Source organism: Mycobacterium sp. PSTR-4-N (genome assembly GCF_022348085.1).
In the GTDB taxonomy this organism is placed as follows: domain Bacteria; phylum Actinomycetota; class Actinomycetes; order Mycobacteriales; family Mycobacteriaceae; genus Mycobacterium.
Genome location: NZ_JAKRFN010000009.1, coordinates 170799 through 195112, shown reverse-complemented (window position 1 = coordinate 195112; position 24314 = coordinate 170799). Strand labels below are relative to the sequence as shown.

Here is a 24314-nt window from a genome sequence, read left to right as displayed (position 1 = left end):
TTCACCGTCACCGTCGGGGCCCGCAGTTCCTGATCGACACGACGAACACGGGGTGGATACTTTTACCTGGCCAAAAACGGATACCTCGACTTGACCACCAGTGGGTACTTTTTCATGGCCACGGACAGCCGGGAACTCTGGCCCCGGTTCTGGCGTGCTCGGATGGCTGTGCGGTGCCGCGATCGCTGCGGGGGAGATCAACCGACTCCGGCGCTTGGAGTCCGAAGGTGCGCCTGCGCAGCCAGCGAAGGTGGCCGGAACGTCCCTGGTTGCCACAGTGCAGCGCAGGTATCGATTCGATCCGAAGTCTGCGGCGAACACCCACTCGCGAGCGCTGGCCATGGGCAAATAATCACGAATTGCTTAGGTCGGTTCGAAGGCGGACTCCTCGTCGAGGTCTACTTCGTCGTCGATTGATTGAGCCTCGGAGTCGATCGCCTGTGGGATGATGCGCTTCCTGAGTTCCTTGCTGACGCGTTCCGCACGACGCTGCAGGAACAGTTCGTAGTTATCATTCTGAATGTCGGCCCATAAGCTGTCCGGAGATAGCAGGTGGGACTTTAGCGTCTGCGTCAGCTGAGTGTTGGACTTCTCGAACTCCTGCATATACTTCAGCGGCGGTTTCGCTCTTATCTGATGCTTGTTTAAATGATCGTCGATGATCGTGATATTGAAGACGCTGTTTGCCTCTAATTCCGGCACACCAATCTTCTTCAAGTATGCCTTAGGGAAAAAGTGGTGGTAGTTGCGGCTATTGGCGCGCTTTAGCGTGTCGTTCGCTACGGCTACGGCATTGTTGCTATCAAATGAGCGTGGCCGGAAAGAAACATAGATGCACAGAATCGCTTTGATAAAAGCCCGAGATGGGGAGAATCGACCGTTCGCTCGAAGGAATTCGACATCGACGTGCGTCGGCCAGTCATACGTCGCTGCTTGCCCCTGGAGAATGCAATCAATCCGCCCCAGATCGGACGCCAACCTACTCTCCAGAGAGGAGGAGTACCTCCCACCAATGCTGCATCGCCAAAAGAAGTCGGCTAGAAGCCGCGCTTGCGTCGAGGTGGGCTTTTTACCCCCATTCTGATTGAAGAAGTATGCGAACGGGATGACCAGAGCGCTGTAGGGCAGCAGTTGCGAGACCACTACACCGAACGCTGATCTAAAGTAATCCACGGCCTGCTCAACAGCACTAACAGCAGGGTCCCAGTGCTTTATCACCGTTGCCTTGTCTAATTTTAGAATTGCTTGGCGCCGACAATCACCCTTCACCAGCAACGCAATTAACTGCAGTGGCGTCATGTCATTGACGGTGTAGCCCACCGTGTCAAGCCTCGCGTTCAAGTGTGCGTACTTATCTGCAAGATCAAACTTGCGTCTCTCGTCGTAGGTCTTGGCCACCATGATCTCGAACGGAGTGAGCGGCTTACCGCCCTCGTTGATCCTCGTGAAAATATCAGTGGCAACATCTATCTCAGCGTCTCTGACCGAGACGGCTGGGAAGCTGTATGTGGTGAAGGCATTCGCGTATCGCTGTAGGACCGGGTAGTAACTAGTGTCGAACTCCTGCGCCAACGTCAAGAGCTGGCCGCCGAGAAGGTCGCATAACCGGAGGTAGTTTGCACTCTCGTCCGAGCAATCGATGGTCACGATGTCGTCGTGCTCGTCCGCGTCGAGGTTCACCCATATGTCCGAAAAGTCGTCGACCTTTCCATTGGTCCGCCGCACACTTACACCCTTAACTGCGGCGTAAAGGCTAGTCAGTCTCTGTTGACCATCGAGGACATAGTCAAAGTAGTCGGCACTCGCTTTGTCTTTGAACCTGATCTTCCCAATGCTACGGACCGTGCGCAGTCGTTCATCGGTGTGCCAGAAGATGAATGTTCCGACCGGGTATCCCTTGACTATGCTGTCGAGGAGCTTCGCCGCCTTGGCTCTAGACCACACGAATTCCCGCTGGAATTGCGGAATTTTAATCGTGCCGCGCTCAATTTGACTGAGCAAATCCGGATAGTTGCTGTGGCTTGGCTGCGCTATCACCATACTTTCTGATGCTAGCGCTAACAGCAACGTGTCATCATGCGTTCCAGCGCGCAGGATTTCGCCGGACTGATTCACCGCGGAGGGCGATGGCTTTTCCTAGTCGACATGTCACTAGTCGGTATGACGCATGATAGGGGCTTGTGCAGTTTCCGTCGCGCCTCGCGGATCGGCCAGCCGCTCGCCAAGCGTCTTGAATGCAAGATCCGGCGGCAGTGCCACTGAGAACTTAAGCCCCGACACGGCCTCCTCGTCGACAAGCGGAACGGAGTCGGTGTCCGCAGTCTTGACGTCATCTGCGGTCGTGCCTTGCGGCAGGACAATGCTCTCGTTCTCCACCCCACTGGCGCTGAACCCCAGTCCTGCTAGAAGTGTCGCGTTCGCTTTCAACCCTGCCCACGTCCACAGACGCGTGCCTCCCGCACCGCGAGGACGAAGCACAAGCCCGCCATCATCGACCTCCGCGGCGCGTTCTCCGCGGAGACGCTCCATCGCTCCGGGCACCCGCTTGGACAACTCGACGTCAGGCACCGCCCCAAGCAACACTTCCCTCTTGGCCTGGCACACCTCGAATGACTGCGTTACGGCACCAGACGGCCACTTCACGTCACCTTTAGCCGGTATCTCCTCGACCCATATGGTGAACCGCTCCCAGTCAACGTATTGCACGAGCCATCCGCGACCGGCGAGAACGAGCGGTCGATGCTCGCGATCCTTCCGAGCCGGGATGGCAAGTGGCGAAACGAATCCGATCTCCCGAATGCCCGCTACGACCCGTAGCTCAAGATCGGCGACGAAGGTCGAGAGCAGGTCCATGAAATGTCGGTTGCCGAACTCCTTCTCCGCGCGTGGACCGATCATCAGCAGCCCCGAATCCTCGACGAGGAAGTCTTGCTCGCGCAGGTAGTCGAGGACCTCCACCCCGTCCGCCATGAGCGGAAGGTCTTCCCACCATCGCGGCCAGTCCGATGCTCCGAACGATCCCTCCTGCAGCGCCAACGCGAGAAGTTGTTGAGCAGCAAGGTGTCGCGGGTGTGGTGGAGCGACTACGTCTTCGACGAATCCGCGCTTCCACAGAAGTAGTACGGCGGCAGCGTCGAGGAGTCCGTCGAGGCTGGTGGCAAGGAACAGAGTGTTGCGGCTCGTGCCCGGTCGCCGGCCGGTCCTGCCAAGTCGTTGCAGGAACGACGAAACAGTGCGCGGCGCGTCGATCTGGATCACGCGATCGAGATCGCCAATGTCAATACCAAGCTCCAACGTCGAGGTCGCAACGATCACTGTGTCTTTCGCCTCAGCGAAGGCGCGTTCGCTTCGCCGCCGTTCGTCGGCGGAGAGCGACGAGTGGGACACGAAGGTCTGGACGCCACGCTCGCGCAGGAGAAAGGCAAGTTCCTCTGCGGAACGACGTGATTCGGAGAACACCAGTCGCTTCTCGCCCCGATGGAGCCGGGAAATCACCGTGGCAGCGTTGTCCATGCTCCCGACGTAGTCGACGGTGATTTCTGGGCTCACCGTCGGCGATGAGTCTTCTCGCACCACAACGACCGGGCCGCGCCCCTCGGTCGAGCCTTGCATCCACGCGCCAACGGTTTCCGGGTTGCCAACGGTTGCGGAAAGACCCACGCGTTGGATCTTGCGCCCGGCTATCCGTTCGACTCGTTCCAGCACGGCGAGCAGGTGCCAGCCCCGGTCGGACCCGGCGAACGCGTGAAGCTCGTCGACCACGACGGCGCGAACCGACCCCAGGAATCGCTCGTGATCGACTCGTCGCGACACCAGCATGGCCTCGATGGATTCCGGGGTCGTCAGCAGGATGTCTGGTCGATCGCCAAGCATCCTCCGACGCTCAGATTGCCCCACGTCACCGTGCCACAGCCCCGCCGTGCGTCCGAGCCAGGAGCAATAGGTGCTCACGCGGGCGTGGAGGTTGTTCAGGAGAGCACGAAGTGGCGTCACATATAGGACGGTGGTACCCGACCACTTGCCTTCGACCATCTCCGAAAGCAACGGAAAGACAGCTGCTTCGGTCTTGCCTCCGGCAGTCGGAGCGACGAGGACACAGTCGGTACCTGATCTCACCGGCTGGACGGATTCGGCCTGCAACGGTCTGAGTGAGGGCCACCCCAACGAGTTGACGATGTGGTATTCGATGGCGGCGTCGAGACCAGTGGGAGCCGACATCGGCTAAAGGTCCAACTCGATTTCGTCGACGCTCTCTGCCGGAACGCGGTTGCTCCGGACATGCGCTTCTCGCTCGGTCGGCGTCATCTCGTCGGCACTGACCGTGAGGTGGTAGTCGCGGCGTGGGTTGAAGTCCTCGAAGAGGTCCACGCGGTCGAGGACGTCGGAGACCAGTTTCTTCAAGAAGAGTCGTGGCGCAATTCCGGTTCGACCGCCCAACTCACCCCCTACCGCGGCTGCGAGGTCTCGCAGGTAACCGTCGTCGACGATGTTCCTAACGTGCTCAGGGTCTTTGGCTCCGGCCGCGTAGATGTCACGGACGCGGCTGCCAAGCTCCAACAGCGACTCTGGTGTGAATCCGGTGAGGCGGATCTGCGTTGCGCGCGGGTTGTCGAAGCGCGCGTCCGTGGTGAAGTCGGTCTGAAGTCGTTGGGCCAGCGGTGGAAGACGCTGCACTCCTTGCTGCCCGTCGAAGAACGCCGGTGTACCGGTGAGGAGTAGATACAAGCCAGGGAACCGGCCACCGTCGATCTCATCCATGAGCTGACGAAGAGCGTTCAGCGACTTCTCTCGGACATCGCTTCTCATGCGTTGCAACGTCTCGACTTCGTCGAAGACGACGACGAGTCCTGCGTAGTCAGAATCGCGAAGGACGGTGAGCAGCCCCTGGAGGAAGCCGAGCGCGCCGAAGTGGTCGAGGTCGCCGCGAACTCCAGCGGCACGCTTCACTGAGGCCGCCACGTGTGGCTGACCACCGAGCCACGCCAACAATCCATCCGCCTCCGCAGAGTCCCCCGCCGTCTGCGCCAGCCGGTACTGCCGCAGCACGGCGGCGAAGGCCGGCGCCTCCTTCGAGACATCAGACAGTCGACGTTGGAGGAGGTCGAGTGTTCCTCCTGAGCCTGTTGATGATGTCGCTCCATCCTTGGCGTCGTGATCGAGGATGTAGAACCAGCCGTCAACCACGTCTCGGAGGGCACCCGACTGGGTGGTCGAGGTGGAGAGGTTCTCAGTGATGCGCCGATACACCGTCTCCAGCTTGTGCAGGGGTGTTTCTGTCTCGCTGATCTGCACCTCGGTGGTGGCGAAACCTGCGCGCTTGGCTCGTTCGGTAAGCCATCGGGAAAAGAAAGTTTTGCCCGAGCCGTACTCGCCGCGGACGGCCTTGAATACGGCGCCTCCACCGGAGACGGTCTGTAGCTCTTCGTCAACGGTGTCCTCGAAGCGCGCCAAGCCGACGGCAAGCACGTCAAGGCCCTGTTGCGGCACGGTGCCCCGCCGCAGTGCGTCGATGATGTCCTTGCGGCGACGGGGGCTGATGCCCCCCGGCACGTCGGTCATCGCGTATCTCCGACCGAGAACTGTTCGCGGAGAAGGTGTTCGTCGAGCCGTAGCGTGACGCCATCGGTGTCGAGCTCAACGACGCCGTATCCGTCGACGTTGAGCAACCGGCGCACAGCCGCAAAGACCTGCCCGATATCGGCGGTCGGGATGCCGGCGGCAGCAGCGACCGTGTCTTGATGAGCACGACCACCACGATCGACCAGTGCACGCAGCACCGCTCCTGCAGTCCCGTCGTCGAGCGCCCGCCGGCCAGCCATCCGCTTCTGCTCGGAGTACGTCCGGGAGGCGAGCACCGCTTCGACCAGTCCGGGAGGAGCTGCCGGCGGCGGGGGCAGCTCTTCGATCTCGAACAGGCCCTCGCCCTGACTCGCCGCTGCTCCCCTGGACTTCTTGGGTTGCACAGGGGGCGGCGGAGGCGGCTCGATAGATGTAACGCGACCAACGGGGTCGTTCCACCACAAGGGGACTTGCGGTGCGGCAGGCTGCCACTCCGCGGCACCGATCGCGACGGCTGCGGGTTGAAACACGAGCACGGGAATCGTCAGCTCCGCGAGGCTGGCACCACCGTGGTAGCCCGCGTGCCGAGGTCCATAGCGTGCGTCGCCACGCCAGAGAAGTACCGCTTCGCCACCCGGCGCGACGACTCGCGGACCAGACACGAGAACTTCACCATCGCCCGTTGGGCCGGTTGATGCCGGCCGCCAACGTGACTCGGCGCCACTGACGCTCAGCGCCTCTGTTTCTCGCTCGACGATATGGCCGTGATCGGACGTCAGGATGACTGCGCGGCGAGCGGAGATGGCGGCCTCCAGGAGTGCCCGCAGCGGATCAAGCGAACGCAGATCCCAATCCCACGCCGACATGTCGTTTTTATGGATCGCGTCGTCGATCGCGTTGATTACCACTCCAACAACAGGCACTGCGGCGTCCTGGATTGCGCCCATCAGGTCACCGGGTAGCGATGCGCCACCTTCGGACCGTAGGTCGTTCTTATGGAGGAGCTTTGAACCAGGGAACGCCGTGGCCAGCCCGCGCCTTTCGTCCTCACCCGTGCCTGAGCGGACCTCACCACAGAAGAGCGATGTCCGAGAGACGTTGGTCAGCGACGGCAATGCCGCGACGACCGACTGCCGTGCGTGCGTTGACGTCGGAACCCACTCCAACAGGCCCAACCGGGCGACTTCGGATGCGATTGCCGTGGCGATGGCACTACTCATTCCGTCCAGCACGACCAGAAGAGCACCAGATTTGCGCCGCCAGGGGTCGACGATCTCGGCCAGCAGCCGCTCCACGCCGATCGCGCGTTGGTTATCTGCTCCGTTGACTTGGTCCAGTCGCGAGGCTGCTGCGCTGTCACGCTGCTTCCGTCGAACGTGAACCTTATCGAGGAGTTGTTGATATGCCTCGGCGACGATCGGGTCACCTGAGCCGTGCCATACGGCGCCGATGGCGGCGTCGACCCATGCCCCGTCGTTCATCTGCCGTTGAAGATCGCCGCCGAACGAAGTGGTGGTCTCCTCGACGGTCGCAAGCCAACGGTGAAGGCGCACGGCCATCGTTGGAGCCTGCGAGGAGTTTGCGTCGCGGTGTTCAAGCACGCGAACGAGGGCCCCCTCGACGTCGTCACCGGAAGTCAGTGCCGAGGCAAGCGCACGAACGCGGGCCAGATAGCCAGGATGCAGGACAACCGACCGCTCAGCGCCCTCAGGCCAGCCAAGATCACCAAGGAGTGCTTCCGCCTGCTGTAGCGCGACACCTAGTTCCGGAGAGTCGTCCACCTCAAGTCGCAGCACCGCCGCCTTGGTAAGTCTCGCAAGGGCCTTCGCTCCGTCGACGGGCACCGCTTTCCCGTCAACGAAGCGCTCGACCCGCACCCGTGCGGAAACCTGCGCCTCAGTGGGGGGAGCGCCGTCCTCCGGCCACAAGACGTCTAATGCGAGGCCGACGGCAAGAGGAGTGACATGCTCGTTGCGCTGAGCGATCTGCATTGTAAGAGCAGCGGGATCGCCCAACTCTGTGGCAGCCCACTCAATCAGATGGCGTCTCAACTGCTCATCAATCGCGGCCCAGGCAGCACGTACGTTACGTCTTCCCAGAGCCGTGAGCAGCACCACGCCGTCGAGCTGAGCGTCAGCGCCTAGTCCGAGGACATGCGCCAGGAGAGAGCCGATCGCGTGGCGCGCGGTGAGAGCGGGCTCCACCGACCGCGGCCATCCGCCGGGTGGTTGATGATCGAGCAACGCCGTTGCAGCCCAGTCCAACCGCCGGAGATCACTGCCGACCTCCGATGCCCCCGAGAAAAGCCGTGGCAAGGCCCGCCACTCGTCTGGCAGCTCGATCCCCTGCTTGTAGGCACGAGAAAGTACTGCGTCGCCGAGGTCATCGGCTGTGCGATCGGTGAGGACGATGGCGGGCTCGTCGGGTGCCAACGAGTCGAGGATGTCGAGGACGGCTAGTTGAGACACGCCGGGCAGAACCCGAACGGTCGTGTCGCCGACCGTGACGTCTCCGTGTTTCCACTCGGGGCGAGCACGTAACAGAAGGATCTGCGCGTCCGAGTTGACCAGGTCTGCTGCACGCTGACGCACCATCGCTGGCGAAACGCTGACAGTACGGAGCTGATTGCTCAGAGCCATCGCCAGTCGACCCTTAGCTTCTTGCCCTCAACCGGGCGGCTGAGTTCTTCTGTCAGCTTTTGAAGGAGAACTTCAACCTGCGATACGTCCTCCACCTCGACCATATGCCCCTGCTGAGCGCGTCTTTCGGACTCGCGCTTCGCTTCCTCCTGCCGCTGACGCCATTCCTCCTCTTGTTCGCGCAACCGCCGCTCGCGGTCGGCGGCCTCCTGCTCGCGTCGCTTGAGTTCCTCTTCCTGCTCACGCCGGCGTTGGTCGTCTTGCTCACGACGCAACCGTTCCTGCTCGGCTGCGGGCTTGTCGTCGGGCGGCGCTCCCTTGCCACGCAGCTCAACGAGAATCTGGGTGACCTCATGGGCTGCTGCGGTCAGCGCGGGAGCCACATCGACGTGCATCTGATCGGCGTCGGCCGCACCCCGTAATGCCCCAAGTGCACTGGCCGCCCGTTCACCCGCCAAGTTGGGCAGTTGATCGAGCAGCTGCCAGTTGGCCCCCTGAAGCGCCGCCGTCACATCTGGGGCAGAGGAAAGTGACCGCGCAAGGGGTTGCAGCTCACTAGGAAGATCAAATTCGGCTAGGACCCGAATCCGACCAACGTGGTCGACGTCGCACAGCGCCTCGACAAGGTCACGAGCGCGGCGGGCGGTGGCCAGTCGCGGACTCACATCCCCGAGCCCGAGAATGTCGCTGTGCGATTCGAGTGCACCGACAAGATCCGTCGCACCTGGATCGAGCTGGCGCAACTTCGCCATCAACTCATCCCCGAGTCGTTGCAAGGCGCCGCTGGAGAGGTGGTACTCGTTGGCTCCAACACCGAAGATGCCTTTGGCCCGGGTAAGGGCGTTGGTCCAATCCTCGCGGCTCGGAAGGACTGGCTCCTGAAGGGTGATGTCATTCGCCAATCCGCCGATGCCGGGCGAGCCTGCCGGCGAACCGTAGCGGAGGAGTTGCCTATCGGTGAGCGCCACCCACGCCAGAATCAACAGATCCTGAGCGTCCGTTGTCATGCCGGTGTGTGCAAGCGCGCCTCGCAAGGTACCGACGGTCGGGTCGCTACCAGCGAGGGCCTTTGTGAAATCGTCGTGCCGCGCGAAGTGCGCCGTATCCAGCACGTAGGTGACTTCGCTGAGAGTGCCCACTCCGTAGGCATCGACTACCCGACGCACCTTGCTCGCGGTGTTCCTGTCCACGGTGTCGATCCGCCCGCCTTTAGCCATCGCCTCGCGAGCCAGGTCTAGCACCGCGGCGAACTCGCCGCGGCGGACCTCGTCTGCGCCGCGATCGACGTCGGGATGCGACGGGAACCGCGCATCAAGAGCGCCGTTGAGGACCGTGACAACCGCGTCGGAGAAGGACGGTGACGAGGGCTTCCGCGGATCGTAGTCAGGTGCGAGGGTGACGAAGGTGTTCCCTTCCGGAACTCGCTCACCGAGGTAGTCATCAGTTGCTGCGTCGATGCCGTAGGCCTGGCGTAAAGCGAGCACGATCTGCTCCCGCAGCGAGTCTCGCTGGTTGGCGAGCTGCCTACGCGCTGGCTCTCGATCGTTGACCGGCAGGGACGTCGAGTATTGATCGAACCTCGCGCCAGTAAGCAGGTATTCGAGGGCGACGAGTTTGCCGATGTCATCCATGCGGGTGGCGGTCAAGAAGTGCGGCAACCACGCGATCGTGTCGCTTTGCAGACGATCCTGCTTAAGTTGCACGAGGCGGAGGACGTCGTCAGACGGCGGGTGTCCGTCGTCATCGAAGGGGAAGTCGACGACTAGTTTCCAGCGACCATCGGTTGCGGTGAGTGCCGCATCAGGAAGCGCGCGGGCGTCACGGACGTTGCCGAAGACGACATCGACTTCTCGTTTCTGCCCCCGCCATACGTGGGTCAACGAGTATTCGCTCCCCAACGCTCCCGTCGGGGAGGCTCCGATCTGCTGGGCGAGGAGGTGCCGCAGCAGGCCGCGGCGGTTCTCATGGGTGTCTTCGTTCTGGACGTGGACGAGGACCGAGTCGTAGTCGACGCCGGACAGTTGCAGGGTTATGACTGGGTCGCTCGCCTGGGGCCCGACAGTGATCTCACCGAACTCCGCCGACCAATCACGCGCGAGACCGACAACTTGGACGGCTTCTTGACCGGGGATCATCGACACAACCGTGCCGAAGTTGAGAGCCGCCAACTTCGAGGCTGTGAGATCCTTCAGCGAGGCTGCGCCGGGCGCGATGGCTGCAACGAGCAGTGTCTTGGCGAGCCGGTCGTCACGACGGAAGACATGGTTACGTGCCAGCCCCTTCGCTTCATCCTCGGTCAGGCCGTGCCGATTCAGGAGGTACGGGCGCATCTTCCGCGTGTAGAAGGTGCGTGCTGCACGGAACAGGTTCTTCATGTCGTCGGTCAGTGGCTCAGCATCGCCGAGCACGACCACGTCGAAGAGGTCACCGACTGGGATGACGTCACCGACGGTCAGCTCGCCCCGGCCTCGGGACAGCAGCTCGCTCATGATCTTCAGTGCTGTGCGTTCGCGCTGCATGATCGACGAGAGCGCAACCATTGCATCGACCAGCGCAGGCGAGAACGGGTAGACCTGCTCGAAATCGACTGCCGCTGAGCCAGCTTCGTCGGTGAGCAAGTGTTTGAAGGCCACCGGGTTGGCGCGCACCCGAGCCACTGCCGAAGCGAGTGCATCGCGACCAGTTTCGTTGGTCGGTTGTAGCAGGCGCCTATTGACGATCTGTGGAAGGTTGGCCGCCGCAAGGGTGATCTTCTCGAACCGGCCCTCCCACCACTGGAAGGAGTCATCGAGTGCGACCTGTTCAGCGCCGACTGCCCCTCCGCCGAGGAAGTCCTTGAGATTCCGCTGACGAGCGACGAAGGACACCAATGGGATTGGAAGTGCGCCGGTGCCTACCTCGACGAGCTTGGCGACCTTGGAGGTTTCGGTCTGGATGAACGCGGTGTCGCGCAGATGATTGGCGAGCCAGAGCACAAGTTCGTCCAGGAAGAGCACAACCCCGTCGTAACCGAGGCCCTTGGCATGCTCAGTCATCGCAACAAGGCCATCGGTCATGTCCAGCCAGGTGCCAGTGTTCTCGAAGGCCGGGAAGTATGTGCGAACGAGATCGGCGACTACTCGCTGCCGCTCGGGGTCGCTTGCTGGCTTGGTCCGGGCCGCGTCATACAACGCGGGCGTCAACGTGGTGGCAAACGTGCCCCAGCCAGATGAGCCCGAGCCGCTTGCCCCGAACCGGTCGAAGAACTGCTTGTCCCCGAGCTGTGACCGCAACTGGTCTGCGTTCTCAAACAAGGAGTCGGAGCGGTGCAGGACTGGCGCGGCCGCTTGGGAGTGTCGTCTCTTCATCGTGGCGAGGTAACCCCCGAAAAGTGCCGACTCGAAGGACTCTGCCCCGATGAGGTGGTAGTCGATCGCGAGCAGATTGCGGCTGAGCAAAGCCTCATGCCTGGCGACTGCGGCCTGGAGTCCGGATAGAGCCTTGGCCTGTGGGTTGCCGGAAAGCAGCAGGTGCATCACCGCCATGTAATGGGACTTACCGGAACCGAAGGAGCCGTGGATGAACGCGCCCTTGGACGATCCGCTCGACAGGGTGGCCTCGACCAAGGTCAAACCCTTGTCGAACGCTTCGGCGATCGACTCAGTAACCACGTAGTCGGCCAGCGTCTGAGACGCAGCCTCTTGTGCGCGATGAATCTGGAGGACGAAGTCGTCGTCATGGACGGCGAGTGGGATGTCGATCGCATCCCGCAACGGCAAGGACAAGTCGGTCATCGCGAAGCCCTCCGTCCACGAGGCGCGGCCGGCGGCGTCCATGCCGTCACCTGGTCACGCGTCTTCTCCATACGGGCAAGGTATTGGTCAACAACACCGGTGATGACCGAAGCCGGGCTGGCGCCAAACTGCGGCTCGATCTCCGAGTGCCACTGCGCCAGCCAGGGCTCCAACTCGACCAACCCCGCCACCAACGGCTCCAGGGCGTTGTCGTCGGCACCGAGTGCTTGCTGGACGGGGATCTCACGGGCAAGAGCAAGCGCCTGATCACGATGCGACCAACCGGCCCAGCCGAGCACCGGTGTCGCATCGCCTTCGCGCGCCACACCGGGATACACGATGAAGCGTTCCTTCGGGACGTCGAGCTTGCCCCTAGCCCGCCAGTACGTCGCCTTCGCGAAATCGCCCTGGGCGTACTTGGGCGGCACGGGGATGGTGACCTTCTCACCGGCGTCCTCCCGCCGCTGCAATGCCCAAACCTCCTGCCACGCACGGTATTTCTCAATGCCCGCAGGCCTGTAACGATAGGCAGCCAGGAAAGGCACCGCCTCATCTCCGATAAGCCCGCCGATCACCGCACCAAGGTCCGGCTCAGCAGAGCCGGTCAGTACGCGAGCGAGCTCCTTCGACACCGGATCTGCACGGAGCAGATCGGCGAGCTCGGCCACTGACCTTGTGATCGGCCCCTGCGGGTCATGCCACAAACTCGGATCCTCAAGCCGGTCCAGGATTGCAGCTTGCACAGCCTCTGTGCGCTGCGCGTCCCAACCGGCAGTGGCCCAACGGCGCTTAAACTCCGGCTGCTCCAACAAACGAATGTTGTCATCCGAGGCCATCAGGTCAAGCCGACGTTGAACGACCGCCCTATAGTCGTCCGGCCAAGAGTCGGGAATGTCTGCAATTTCTGGATACTTGTGATTCCAGTGGCGGAACCATGAAGTTTCAGTCCGACCGTCCCGAACATCCCGCGCAAGCGCGATGGCGAACGCCCGTTCCGAGGGGGAGATGCTGTCGATTCCCGACCCGTGGTAGTTGAGGTCCTCACCGATTAGCCCGTAGAGCCGGTAGACCGCCCAATCCAATTCTTCTTGCTCAAAAACAAGCCTCGCGCGTAGACGATGCCAATCCGCCTTCGATATTAACAGAGCCTCATCAAGGCCGGCACGCTGGGTCTCGACCCACCCATTCACCGCAGCTAACGGTGTGGCACCGGCAACAAACTGGGCAATCTGATCGAGATTACGCGATCTATCTAATGGAAACGACGCCACCAAAGGAAATGACTCCAGCTTGGTAGCAGCAAACTCGTATCGGTGCTCCCACGGTTCGTCGGCGCCTGCCCCTTCGGCGCTCGGCCTACCTTTGTTATGGCTGACTTGCTTGAGCCAGAAGCAAGCGGTAGAGGAGTTCAATACACCAAGCAGTTCCAGGTGCTGGGCCTCGGTAGCCCCGTCAGGCAGCTTGATTATCGGCGCCGACTGCTTGAATACCGCCCCACCACGGTCCAGCACGAAGTGGTTGTGAGTGGAGACAAAAGCGAAAGTTATCGAGAGCGGGTTAGCAAACTTCGCCTTCGCCAGCATTCCGTACTCGAACCATTTCAACCCCCTCTGCTCACGAGTCTTGCCAAACATCAAATAACCGCGAACAGTTCGACGAAATCTCCACATCCAGCGCGAACTCGATGCGTCCTCTGTTGGTTCCAACTTGGAATCGTAGGGCCAGAATCGCGGTGTTGTTAGCAGCGTGAAGTCACGAATCGCCTCACCGATGACCACTGGCCGGGATGGTTCGGTAGTCCATGTTGGAAGCTCAAATGCCTCCTCTTCACCAAGGACAGCCATAATTCCGATCTCAGACGCCACCGCGCCCAAAGTACGTGATGCCGCGTCTTCAATCGCCTCCTTCACTACGCTGGCGCCTCCGCCACTAAGCGACCACGGGTGAGTCGTCAAGACGGACCGGGAAACATCGTTCACTGAGACGAACCTTCCGTTGAACCCCGGCTCGTTCAGATTGGTGATTATTTCTAACCAGACTTGGCCGTCGGATGGATTGACGGGCTGACTAGGCTCACTGCGGATACCGAGAACGGCGCGCACCTTCTCGCTGATCGGGCGACGGCGTCGGCCAAAGAGCATGACCGTTGGTGTTCCGTGGCCTGGGATGTAGGCCCCTGACGAATCGATGACGACGGTGAGGTCGACGGGGTTGGCGATGTCGTGTCCGGCAAACAGGTACTCAATGAGCTTTTTGCCGAACTCGCGCTTCATGAATGAGTTCGCGGTGATCTGACCGACGTAGCCTGCGCCCTGCCCTTGCTCACCGCGCACGGCAAGCCGGAAAAGCAGCTCGATGAATGGCACCGCCAAGGCGTACTTCCCGGATGTCGTCTTGTACGCGAGACGGTAGAGCGCGTTAAGTGCCTTGTCCTTGGGCTGAATGTACGGTGGGTTTCCCACGACGACGTGGTACTGGCCCGGCTGCAGGATTCCGAAGTACTCGTTGAGGTCCTCGGTGTCGTAATTGAACCCAGCCACGCCTTCGTCGTCATCGAAGTCGAAGGTCTGATCAAGGCCGCCTCGAACACCAAGAAGCGAGTCGCCGATGGCGAGCCGGAATCCCATCGCCGGTACCCCGACTAACGAGCGCTCGCCGGCCGCCATCAAGCCGGCGACAGTCAGGCGGAACCGCGCGATCGCCACCGCGAACGGGTTGATGTCCACACCATGGATTGACGCCATTGCGCGACGCACCCGTTCCTTGGCGTCGAGTCCCGGCGCAGCTTCGAGCCACGCCTGGTTGAGCCGCTCAAACGCACCGAGCAGGAAGTGCCCTGACCCGCAGGCGGGGTCGATCAACTTGAGTCCGTCGAGTCCGAACTCCGCGACCGCCGGGGTCAGCGTCTGGTCAAGGATGAACTCCTCTACAAACACCGGCGTTTGCAGCAGCGCGTAGGTCTTCTTGGCGTGCTCGGAGAGGTCTTGGTAGAGGTCGCCGAGAAAGCGGGTCTCCAGGTTCGGGTCGGTGAAGTCGTGGACGAGTGTGCCGTCGTCGTTGGTGCGACGCCAGAACGCGATCAGCGCGGTTGCCGCCTCCGGGCTGATCTCAGCCTTCCACACCGGGTTGTGCTTCGGGTCCACCAAGGCCGCACCAGCGGGCTGCGCGGCGAGCACGGAAAAACCCTGCTGGAGCCAGTGTCGACGATTGTGGGTGGGATTGTCGCGGAAGTACGCAGTGAGGTTCTCCTCAGCACGTTGCACTCGGTCGCCAGGGCCGGCAATCCATCCGACGGCGGTCGGCAGACCGTCGATCTTGGCACCCGCAAGTAGGTCATTGTCCTCACAGAAGCGCAGGAAGGTCGTCGAGATAATCCACGCGGCCGCGGCTTGGTCAACCTCGTTATCGCGCCAATCCACCCACGACCAGCCAGTGCGCTCCCGGCGCAACGCTTCGGCGTACTCCTCCTTCAAGCGCGCGCCCCACGAGTTTGACGAGTCTTCTGCCCGCTGTTTCAGGTCAGCTTGAAGGAGCTTCAGCTGCCCCTTGAGATCGGCGAGCAGGGCGGACGAGATAATCACTTACTGACTCCTGTGGTACTGCGACTGTTCGCGGGGTCGGCGAGGAGCGAGAGGTCGGCAGGCAGCTCTATCCAGCCGCTCGGGCCGAGTGGCACTGGCTTGCCTTCCAGCAGCGGGACAGCCTGGTTGCCCTGCTTGGCGACGAGTAGCCACCGTGCAGCGGGGCGCGGCGTGCCCACGTCGAGAAGGGTTGAGAGAAGCCCTGCCATGCCGTATCTGACGAGGGGGCCTGCGTGGAGGATGAGTAACGGGGTGTCGCTCGCGAGCCTTTCCTCCCAGGCTGGTGTCACAGCCTGCTGGACAAAGCCCACGAGATTCGACCACTCTGCACCGCCTTGTTTTTCAGCGTCGACGCCGAGGACGAACTCCCAACTTGCCCCGTGCTCGCTGGCGAGTGCGCGTGTCGCGTTCACGACCAGTGACGCGACATCAAGAACTTCGACGCCGTACCGCTTCGGTAGTTCGTGTGCCGCCTTTACGTATCGCTTGGGCGGTGTGGTCAACGTAAGGGCGCCGTTTCGCGAGAGCGACTCCTTGAGCTTTGCCGCCGCCTCGGCGACAGCGACCGGCGCGACGACAGTGAAGCTTGAGGCTGTATGTGTGCTGGAACGCACCTCGGACGCCAGCTCGTAGACGCCGTTGCGGTTCACCACCCCGGGTAGGACCGCGGAGACGAGAGCGTCGAGTCGGTGCGACGCGGCGGGAAGCTCGACCTGTGGGAAACGTGCAGCCACAGTACGACGAACATTGGACTCACTGATCCGCCGGCCAGGCTTGCCACGTAGCGCACGCTCCACTGCCTGCTGTGGGTCGAGGTCTAGCGGGTACAGCTCGTCGAATCCCGACACGACCGCCTTCGTCGAAACTGCTGCGGCGAGTTTCAAGAGTTGCCGCCCAGTCAGGCCGATGAGCGGAGACGCCCCGGCCTCGTTCACGACGTCAGTGAGGGCTGCGTGTGCCGTTGCGAACGGCACGATCCCGGTCGCGACGAGTTCATCGGCGCGACGCCCTAACTCGATGGCCGTCTCGGTCAGGATGTCGGCTGGTGGAAATTCTCGCCTTAAGTCGTCAGGGTCCGCAGTTTCACGCAGGGCGATGACATTGGCACGTTTTCCGATGACTCGCCGGAGTTCCAACGCCGGCTCAGGCATGCGCGCATCGAGCTCGTAGCTCAAACGCAGGAGGGCCGATCCATGGCGAGTCCGGTCGTCCCCGTCGAGCAGTGATCCGCGCTGGGCGACCAATGCGTTCGCAAGAGACGTCACGGCCATCACTCGGCCGTTGCGGGCAAGGAGTGTCGCAACTTCGGTGCGCACGCTGTCGATGGCGGAGGCGCTCTTGTTGCCCCATGTTGCGACCGCTCGGTCAACGGCATTCGCGACTTGGTCGCGAGTGATCCGCAACGATTGGGCGGTGTCTCCCGTGGAGGGCCATTCGCCCGGTGTCGCTTCGCCTGATAAACCGAGAAGTCGTTCGATCACCGACCGCTCTGTCCCCTTGAGCTGATCCAGAAGGAGGGATACCAGTCGCTCGGTACCCGCGGGCTGATCTGCGGCGACTTCGCCCCCACCACTGAGTCGTGCTCGCCAGCCGCGAATCCTTGCTTGGATCTCCTTGCGGTAGGTCTCACCTAGGCCGCGAATCGAGTTGATCCGGGTCGGGTGGACGCCCAGCAGCTGCCCAACGGTCGCCACCTCAAGACGTGAGACGGCGGACAGCGCCCGTGCTGAGAGGCCCGCGCGCTCCAGCGGAGTGTCGAGTGTTGCCGCGTCAGCGAGGTCGTCGTTCCCGCCAGCGCTGTCGTCGTCGGTGTCGAGAGAGGCAAACACTCCCTGCCAGGCCACCGCCAGCTCGTCGGCGCTGCTGAATCTGGCTCCCGCGTCCGAATGGAGGGCGCGTTGAAAGAAGGCCGTGAGTTGAGTCGCCACGGCTGGCTCGAAGCTTGTGGGCTCGATGATTGGCGGGTCACTCGGGTCGGCGGGACGGCCAGCACCCTCACCCCACCACGGCAGCTGCCCCGTCGCCATCTCGAAGAGCGTGGTCGAGACGGCCCACAACTCGGCCGCACGGTCATACTTTTGTCGGCGACCACGGCCGAGATAGGGGTCGAGATAACTCGGCGTTCCAGATGACGTGTTGTCCGCGCTCTCACTCGCGAGCGAGAAATCGAAGAGAATCAGCGACGGCTTCCGCGTCCCGGGGTCTGGCGTGATACCGAGGTTGGCCGGCTTGATGTCTCGGTGAAAGACACCTTGCGACTCCAGGTAGATCATTGCTTCCAGCAGCTGGCTTCCATACTGCTCAAGCTGACCCACTGTCGCCCGCCCCTCTTTGGAGAGGCGCGTAGCAAGCGTTTCCTTGCCAGCGTCGCTGAGAAGAAGCGCTCGTCTGTGCCCAACGTCGAGCGGCCCTGCCATAAGTCGCACCACCCGGCGGTGGTCGAGCGCTCTCAGCACGTCGGCTTCCGGCGAGAGCCTGCGCGCGGCGGACTCCGTCCGAGCGACTTTGAGGACGAGCTCGCGGCTTGGGTCGTCAGAGTCGGTGTCATGGACCCCGAGTGCCACGCCGCTAGAACCTTCACCACGACGACTAGTGACGATGAAGCGGTCGGCGACAATATCGTCCGTCTGCGCGTCGACGGGGTCTTCGACCGGCGTGGGGTCCTCGGCTTGGTCCCCTCGCCGAAGCTCGTCGCTAGCCAGCCGAAGAAGTTCGAGCGCCTCTTCAATCGTCGACAATCGCTCCGACTCGACGGCGCGGGTTGCCATCGCGATGACGTCAGCCACGCTGTCGGGCATGCCTGGCGACGCTGCGCGCGGGTCGAGTGCGCCCGCCTCGGACAGCCGCTGCTCCAACTCGACAAAGGTCTCGGCAGGAGGTTTGCCAGTCAGGATGAGGTACGCCAGGACGCCAAACCCGTAGACGTCCAGCGGGATTGGTGGGAGTCCTTCGACGGAGTGGCGGGCCTCGGGTGCGAGCCAGAGCCAGTCGTCCTGGTTAGCAACGCCCATGAGGTCATCGACTCCCGCGCTGATCGCAGTCAGGCGGGAGACGTTGCGAGTCGAGCTGTCGCGCTGGGCGAAGTACCAATCGCGGATGGTGAGGTCAGGGAGGGCGTCTTTGACGGGGGTCGCCCACACACGGCGCGGCGACAGCGCCCGGTGGCGAAGGTGGACGTTGTGGGCGAACCGCAGGATCTCGCCCAGCCGGATCACCAGCGAGAGCCGCTGATCGAGGTCCAGCTCGGCACCCTCCCCGGCGATGTAAGCGTCGAGCGGGAGTTCTTTGGCATCGTGCTCGAACACCAACGCCGGGCCGTCGTCGGTTCGCTTGTAGTCGATCGGCACGGCAATGCCGCCGTGGCGCAGCCCCTGGGTGAGCTGGAACTCGCGCTGTGCAAGCTGCTCAATGTGCTGGCGGTCTGCAGGTGATGCGGACTTTGGCACGTCGTACAGGCGTAGCCGACGCTTGACGTCCGGCAACGCGGGAAGGTTGACGAGCACGTCCTGCCAGTCCCTGCCCTGCGCGATGGGCTCGTCGTCGGCGACCACGAAGTCACCGACCATGCGAACCTTCGGCGTCGGGGTGAATCCGACGGCGTCGCACAGCGTGCGGACCTGCCGTGCTCGCTGGATATCGATTGGCTGACGGAAGTCGTGCGGAGGCTGTTTGAGGAAGTCTGAAAGCCTTAGGAGGCGCGGCCTCGAGTTGACGTGGTACCCGTCCAGAGTCAGGACTCCTATGTCACCCGGAGCCGAGATCTCGACGGTGCTGCCCTCCCCATGCATGACGACGACTGCATGGATGCGCGGCACCAGCCCCCTGGCGGCTTTATTGGGAGCCCGGTCCTGGAGGAGGCTCTTGAGCCACTTCGCCTTGCGGTCGGCAGACAGACGAGGATTCTCGACGTTGCGCTGACCCTGGTTCCAACGCTGCGCGTTCCCGCGGATCGTGCCGTGCCAGCCCTTGAGCTCGACGAGGTACATCCCCTGGGTGGTCAGGAGGAGTACATCGACCTCGGCCGTGCGGCCTTGGTCGTTGATGAAGGTCAGATTTGCCCAGGCCGTGGTGATGCCATCTTCTGGAAGAAGCTCGCGGAAGGCATCGAGCGCGGCGGCCTCCGCAGGACTCGCCGGGTCGCCCATGACCTTCCAAAGTGGGGAGTCAGACTTCACCGTGGCGCCTCTCCATCCGCCCGACCCGCGGAGGACCCGAGCTCAAGCAGCACCCACAGCCAATCCACGCGGCCAACCCTATCGGCGGCCGGCATACTACGGAGACGGCTGCAAGCCATTAGTTCTCGGCCGCTGAAGACGTTTGACAGCAGACCACCTCACCTCACTCCGAACTCGTTATGCCGGGAGCGACTCTCCAACGTCGCTATCAGACGGTTCCTCTTCGTCGAGGTCGTAATCCTCGGGCAAAGTGAGCGGAGAAGCGTTTGCTAAATCTCTGCCCATCGCGGCGCCGATAAGTCCGAGGAGACTAGCCCAACGCGCGTCGAAGAATGCATCGAAGTCGTCGGCGCTTAGCGCATCGAAGTCAACGTGATGTTGTCGCATGCGCAACTCGAGTTCGCCGACGGTAGTCTCTCCGTCCCGAACGAGCAGCGGGATGTACTTACTCGGGGCACGCGCAAGAATCTTGCGATTGGTGGACGCAGATATGGCGGTCTTGTTGACAATGCTCTCCCGCTTGAGAGCGTCGATCTTGTGGTCCTCGCACCACTTCTTCGGGAAGATGTGGTGGATATCGACAGCCAGGCTGTGATGGCTTGCGATCGTGATGTCCTGGTCGTACATCCAATCCTTCGAGCCTCCACGCATCAATAGGGCGTAGACACCCTTGTACGCCGCACTGTTCCGAGTCCGCAAAGTGAGTAGACGCCCGGGGTCGAAGGAAGACTCGTAGATCGTAATCGGTTCTGAATCAGAACCATTGCACCAGTCAGCGACTTGCTGCAGATCATTCGCGAACCTGGTCTCGATAGCACCGCCATATAGCTCACCCAGGACCCCGCACCAAAACCAGCGCCTGATCTTCTCCACTTTCCCAATCACTTCCGCGCCCTGACCGAGCGCGGCATGGATGGCAGCCAAAGGGACCAATTGCGACCGATATGGCACGTCACGGGCTTCGAAAATCATTTCTCCCGTCAAAAAAGTCGCTGACCAAGCGAACCCCTTCTCGGCTTGCGGTGCCCATAGCTCGTACTCCTCGCGAGTTAACCTCAGGATGTCCCGCCGCTTGCACGACACCGCTGGAGCCTTGTCGGAATCCCCCGCTTTCCACGATGCTCTTCGCGCCCGTGTAGCAAGGAGGCAAATTGCTTGCAGGAAGTCAGTGTTCTGCATTCCCCTCAGGACCTTATGGTCGTTGAGGCGCTTTCGTCGAATCTCCCAGTCGGCCCGAAGATCGAATTCCGAGGATGCGAACGTGGCAGTTAACAGCTCGAAGACATCGAGCACAACGCCGCCCGTGTTCACCTTCTCGAATACGGTGCAGACTGCCTCCCTTGGTGTGTCCTTCCTGAGGACGATGACAGGGACCGTATAACCCGTAAAGTTCGCAAGCACTTCCTTTTGGAATCGGGTCCAGACATCAAACCGCTCCTTCACGACCTGCGGATCGGGGACCGAATTGACGTACGCCATCATCCATTCCGCCGTCCGAGAGACATCGAAGACCGCAGTGAGTGGAAATAGCCCGTTCTGACATTCGAGTTGCATCGAAGTCAGGTCTCTCACCACGTCTTTGCCGAAGTTATCGCGCTCCATCCGGTCGCCCGGCACTGCCACGATCGCCAGTTCGCGGTCACCGTCAGGATCGAGAGCTTCCTCGATGTCGATGTAGAAGTACCTCTCGAGCCGTCGCTTGCGGCTGTCCTGAGTGTGCACCGGCATATCTCGAGCCAGCGACTGATAGAGCGCGGTCAGCCGTTGCTGGCCGTCCAGGATCAGACGCTCGGCAGGCTTCGTGTCGGCGTTTTCTCGCACTCCACTCACCAGGCGCGTCGCGAACTGGACATCGTCGCCGCCCGTCTCAAGAAGCATCGCTACGCCTACGGGATAGCCGAGCGATACGCTGGCGAGGAGCCCTGCGATACGGTCAACATCCCATTTCCAGTCACGCTGGAAGTCGGGCAACCGGATCTTGCCATTGCCAACGTCCTTGAGGAGCTCATTCCCAAGGTTCAGATCAGGACTATCGAACGGCATTGCGCTCCTTCATGTTACGGCGACGGCGGAAGCGATCCGCGCGATACATGCAGTTCCAGCGAGTTATCCACGGAGACCGGAGCGGCTCCACGAGCTCGAGAGGCGCGGCTCGAAGCACCGATACTTGACCTGGCGACATGCACGGTGCCTGACAAAACGAGTTTGTATTCAAGCTGGACTCGGTTCCTGTAGCTGTCGTGGACCAGCGCAACCTCCGACTGAAAGAACTCGAAATTCTCGACACCGGGCCTGACGGTGTTCTCGAATGATGCCGACGGGGAGACATACCTGACGCCGTCGTGCGTGCGTAGTGCTTTCGAGACGGCCGCAGCGATCAGCGCGGCACGTTCAGCCTCTGTTGGTACGCGTTGCCGTGAAGGCGAATGGACAGCTGGAGACCCCAACACGGGCACGTCTGAGTCGTTCGTCATCGCAATTTCCGCAATTAGGGGTACGCGATTGTGAATGAGCGCGAGGTTGACGGCCGGCTGCGCGTGCACCTCGATACGGAGGCGGTTTCGTTCGATGACGGACGCCGGCCAGACGGCTGTACCAGACATGCTCCCCCACACAGTTGCTAGATCGCGAGCCGCAAGCAGCTCCACTGTCGAAGCTTAGGTGAGCTCACCGACACATGAGTAGCGTTCCGAGCAACCCTCACGCGAGGGCGAAAAGAGCGACTGTCGTGGCAGCGGTGAGGTAAGCACGCGCTCGGACGAAAGCCTCAAATCGGTCCGTCATTGACCGGTGTCATTCTTGCAGTGTCTCCGCACGGGTCGGTTTTAAGGAGAACAGCTTGAAGATCTTTTACCGGGTTGTCGGGTACGGATTCGACAGTGCCCTCTTCGCAGAACAAGAAAAAGCAGAACGCCTGGCTCAAGTGAGAAGAGCGTTAGATCGGTCCCGAACCTGGGGAGAATTCAGGAAAAGCCTGCCCGCCGGTGAGTGGGACACAGAGTTCGCAGAGAGCTTTGATGAGGTGCCATCGGACGATGACCCGTTCGCTGCCGATTCGGTTCCGGGATTTGCCAACGGGGATTACCCAGAGTGGCTACTCCAAACACAGTTGGACTGGTTCCCTAAAGAACTGAGCGCGAAGTACGGCGGCGAGCTTTACAGAACGACACTCAATGGCGATGCACTACTTCTGCCCGCAGACAGAATAGAAGACATTGCCGCTGATTTGAGAGCCCTCGGCCACACGGTCGAGCGCACCGAGCTCGATATCATTTAGCACGGAGTCACAGGGTCACCACGTAGCTTTGGGGAAAGCGCATCACTCGCGAGGTGACCACGAAGGAGGGCGCAGCCTTACACGACGTATTTCGCAGATCGTTGCCAACACAACAGGCGCGTTATCGCGATTAAAGACTCACTTTCGGATGCGATTTAGTCGACTCTGAGATCCTGCACCGATTTATTGCTGACTGCCGTTGAAGGTATCCATTGCACAATTCGTTTACCCCAGTCGACGGGAACGGTCCACCGTTCGCCGATCCCCCGTAGCGACTCACGCACGAACTTTCGAGATCTGCCCGCGTTGTGCGTTATCCGGCGTCAAGGTGTTCTCCCGGTACAAATCAGGATCATCACTAACCTCGACGCTCCAACCTGTCATGTCCACTTCTAACGGATCAACAGTCAGCAAGGGGACGCGTCCTGGTCCGAGACATATTTAACAGTGAAGCCGTGCTCGGCCGCTTCTGCCATAGCGTCAGTCTTGCAAAAGTGACGGACGCCTTTGCGCGGATTAGTGCTTCGACAGAAGCCCGACCGAGCCATACACCGCAAATTTACATTGGCCCTGTTCACGACGGTCGAAGAATGGGACAGAAGCGACGGGGCGGTTTCCAGGGACGGTCGCTACTAGCCGGGTTCTCAACCCTCGTCAACAGGTCAAACTGCAAACTGCGTCTACCCGAGCGCGCGCAATATCTGATTGACCGCGTCGCGCACCTGCGCGACGAACTCGTGCTGGTTCCCAACCGCAAATGCTTCGTCGTACCACCAGGTTCTGCGGATCTGGACACCGGGGCGTATGTGGATCTGTATGCCGGCCTTCTTGTTGTCTAACCATTGGTGCAAGCTTTCGTGCTCCGTCGCGAGAGCGTATCGGCGCTCTACCAGCCAGCCGAAAAAGTCAGGATCAGCAATCTCATCCCGCGTTCGGCCGCCGGCACGTCCGGTACGAAAGTCGTCGATCCACTGGCGCAGGTAAGCATCGGCCGAAAGTACTCTGGTCGGAAACCAGCGTTGGAGCGGTTGGGCGAACCGATGGGCGAGCTGGAAGTTGGGCTCGACAGTGAAACCGTTGTGACCATCGAGTATAAGTAGCGATTCGACTCTAGCCCGGTCGGAGTATAGGTAAGCGTACTGGGGTTGGAGTTCCGCCGGCCAAACTCCTAAGTGAACGAATTGACCTTCGGCAAAGAGGGCCGCTCGGTCGGCAGAACGCACATCCTTTGTATTGAATTTGATTGTGACGCACGGCAGTAGCGCGTCCCCGCGCGGAAGGAGAGTTCCTCCCACTGCACTGGATCTCGG

General features: G+C 61.6%; 10 protein-coding genes. 1 reads left to right on the top strand and 9 read right to left on the bottom strand.

Going from position 1 to position 24314, the window contains the following annotated elements; translation table 11 throughout:
• Positions 1-363 precede the first annotated feature (363 nt).
• From MHN84_RS15100 to MHN84_RS15065, 8 genes are all read right to left on the bottom strand, one after another.
• On the bottom strand, positions 364-2040 hold the full coding sequence (locus tag MHN84_RS15100) for a DUF262 domain-containing protein (protein ID WP_241205343.1): 1677 nt from the start codon (positions 2038-2040) through the stop codon (positions 364-366).
• 111 nt (positions 2041-2151) lie between these two features.
• Positions 2152-4218, bottom strand: coding sequence for a DEAD/DEAH box helicase (locus MHN84_RS15095; protein ID WP_241205342.1), 2067 nt, complete (start codon positions 4216-4218; stop codon positions 2152-2154).
• Between the two features lie 3 nt (positions 4219-4221).
• Positions 4222-5559 carry a BREX system ATP-binding protein BrxD gene (gene brxD, locus MHN84_RS15090; RefSeq protein WP_241205341.1) on the bottom strand — a complete coding sequence of 446 codons (1338 nt, stop codon included), beginning with the start codon at positions 5557-5559 and terminating at the stop codon, positions 4222-4224.
• A complete protein-coding gene (gene pglZ, locus MHN84_RS15085) occupies positions 5556-8198 on the bottom strand; it encodes a BREX-2 system phosphatase PglZ (protein ID WP_241205340.1) in 2643 nt (880 codons plus the stop codon). The genes brxD and pglZ overlap by 4 nt, the downstream gene beginning before the upstream one ends.
• Complete coding sequence (locus MHN84_RS15080; RefSeq protein WP_241205339.1) at positions 8189-12013, bottom strand: DUF6079 family protein; 3825 nt, start codon at positions 12011-12013, stop codon at positions 8189-8191. The genes pglZ and MHN84_RS15080 overlap by 10 nt, the downstream gene beginning before the upstream one ends.
• Positions 11968-15552, bottom strand: coding sequence for a BREX-2 system adenine-specific DNA-methyltransferase PglX (gene pglX / locus MHN84_RS15075; protein WP_241205338.1), 3585 nt, complete (start codon positions 15550-15552; stop codon positions 11968-11970). The genes MHN84_RS15080 and pglX overlap by 46 nt, the downstream gene beginning before the upstream one ends.
• Positions 15549-19697 (bottom strand): BREX system serine/threonine kinase PglW, encoded by a 4149-nt coding sequence (pglW, locus tag MHN84_RS15070; RefSeq protein WP_241205337.1) that lies wholly within the window; start codon positions 19695-19697, stop codon positions 15549-15551. Before pglW ends, pglX begins: the two co-directional genes overlap by 4 nt.
• Before the next feature lie 207 nt (positions 19698-19904).
• Entirely contained in the window at positions 19905-21770 is a 1866-nt protein-coding gene (locus tag MHN84_RS15065) for a DUF262 domain-containing protein (protein WP_241205336.1), read from the bottom strand.
• 796 nt (positions 21771-22566) lie between these two features.
• Here MHN84_RS15065 and MHN84_RS15060 point away from each other — a divergent pair.
• Positions 22567-23004, top strand: coding sequence for a hypothetical protein (locus MHN84_RS15060; RefSeq protein ID WP_241205335.1), 438 nt, complete (start codon positions 22567-22569; stop codon positions 23002-23004).
• A gap of 680 nt (positions 23005-23684) precedes the next feature.
• On the opposite strand, the gene MHN84_RS15055 is transcribed toward MHN84_RS15060, so the two are convergent.
• Complete coding sequence (locus MHN84_RS15055) at positions 23685-24227, bottom strand: hypothetical protein (protein WP_241205334.1); 543 nt, start codon at positions 24225-24227, stop codon at positions 23685-23687.
• Positions 24228-24314 lie beyond the last annotated feature (87 nt).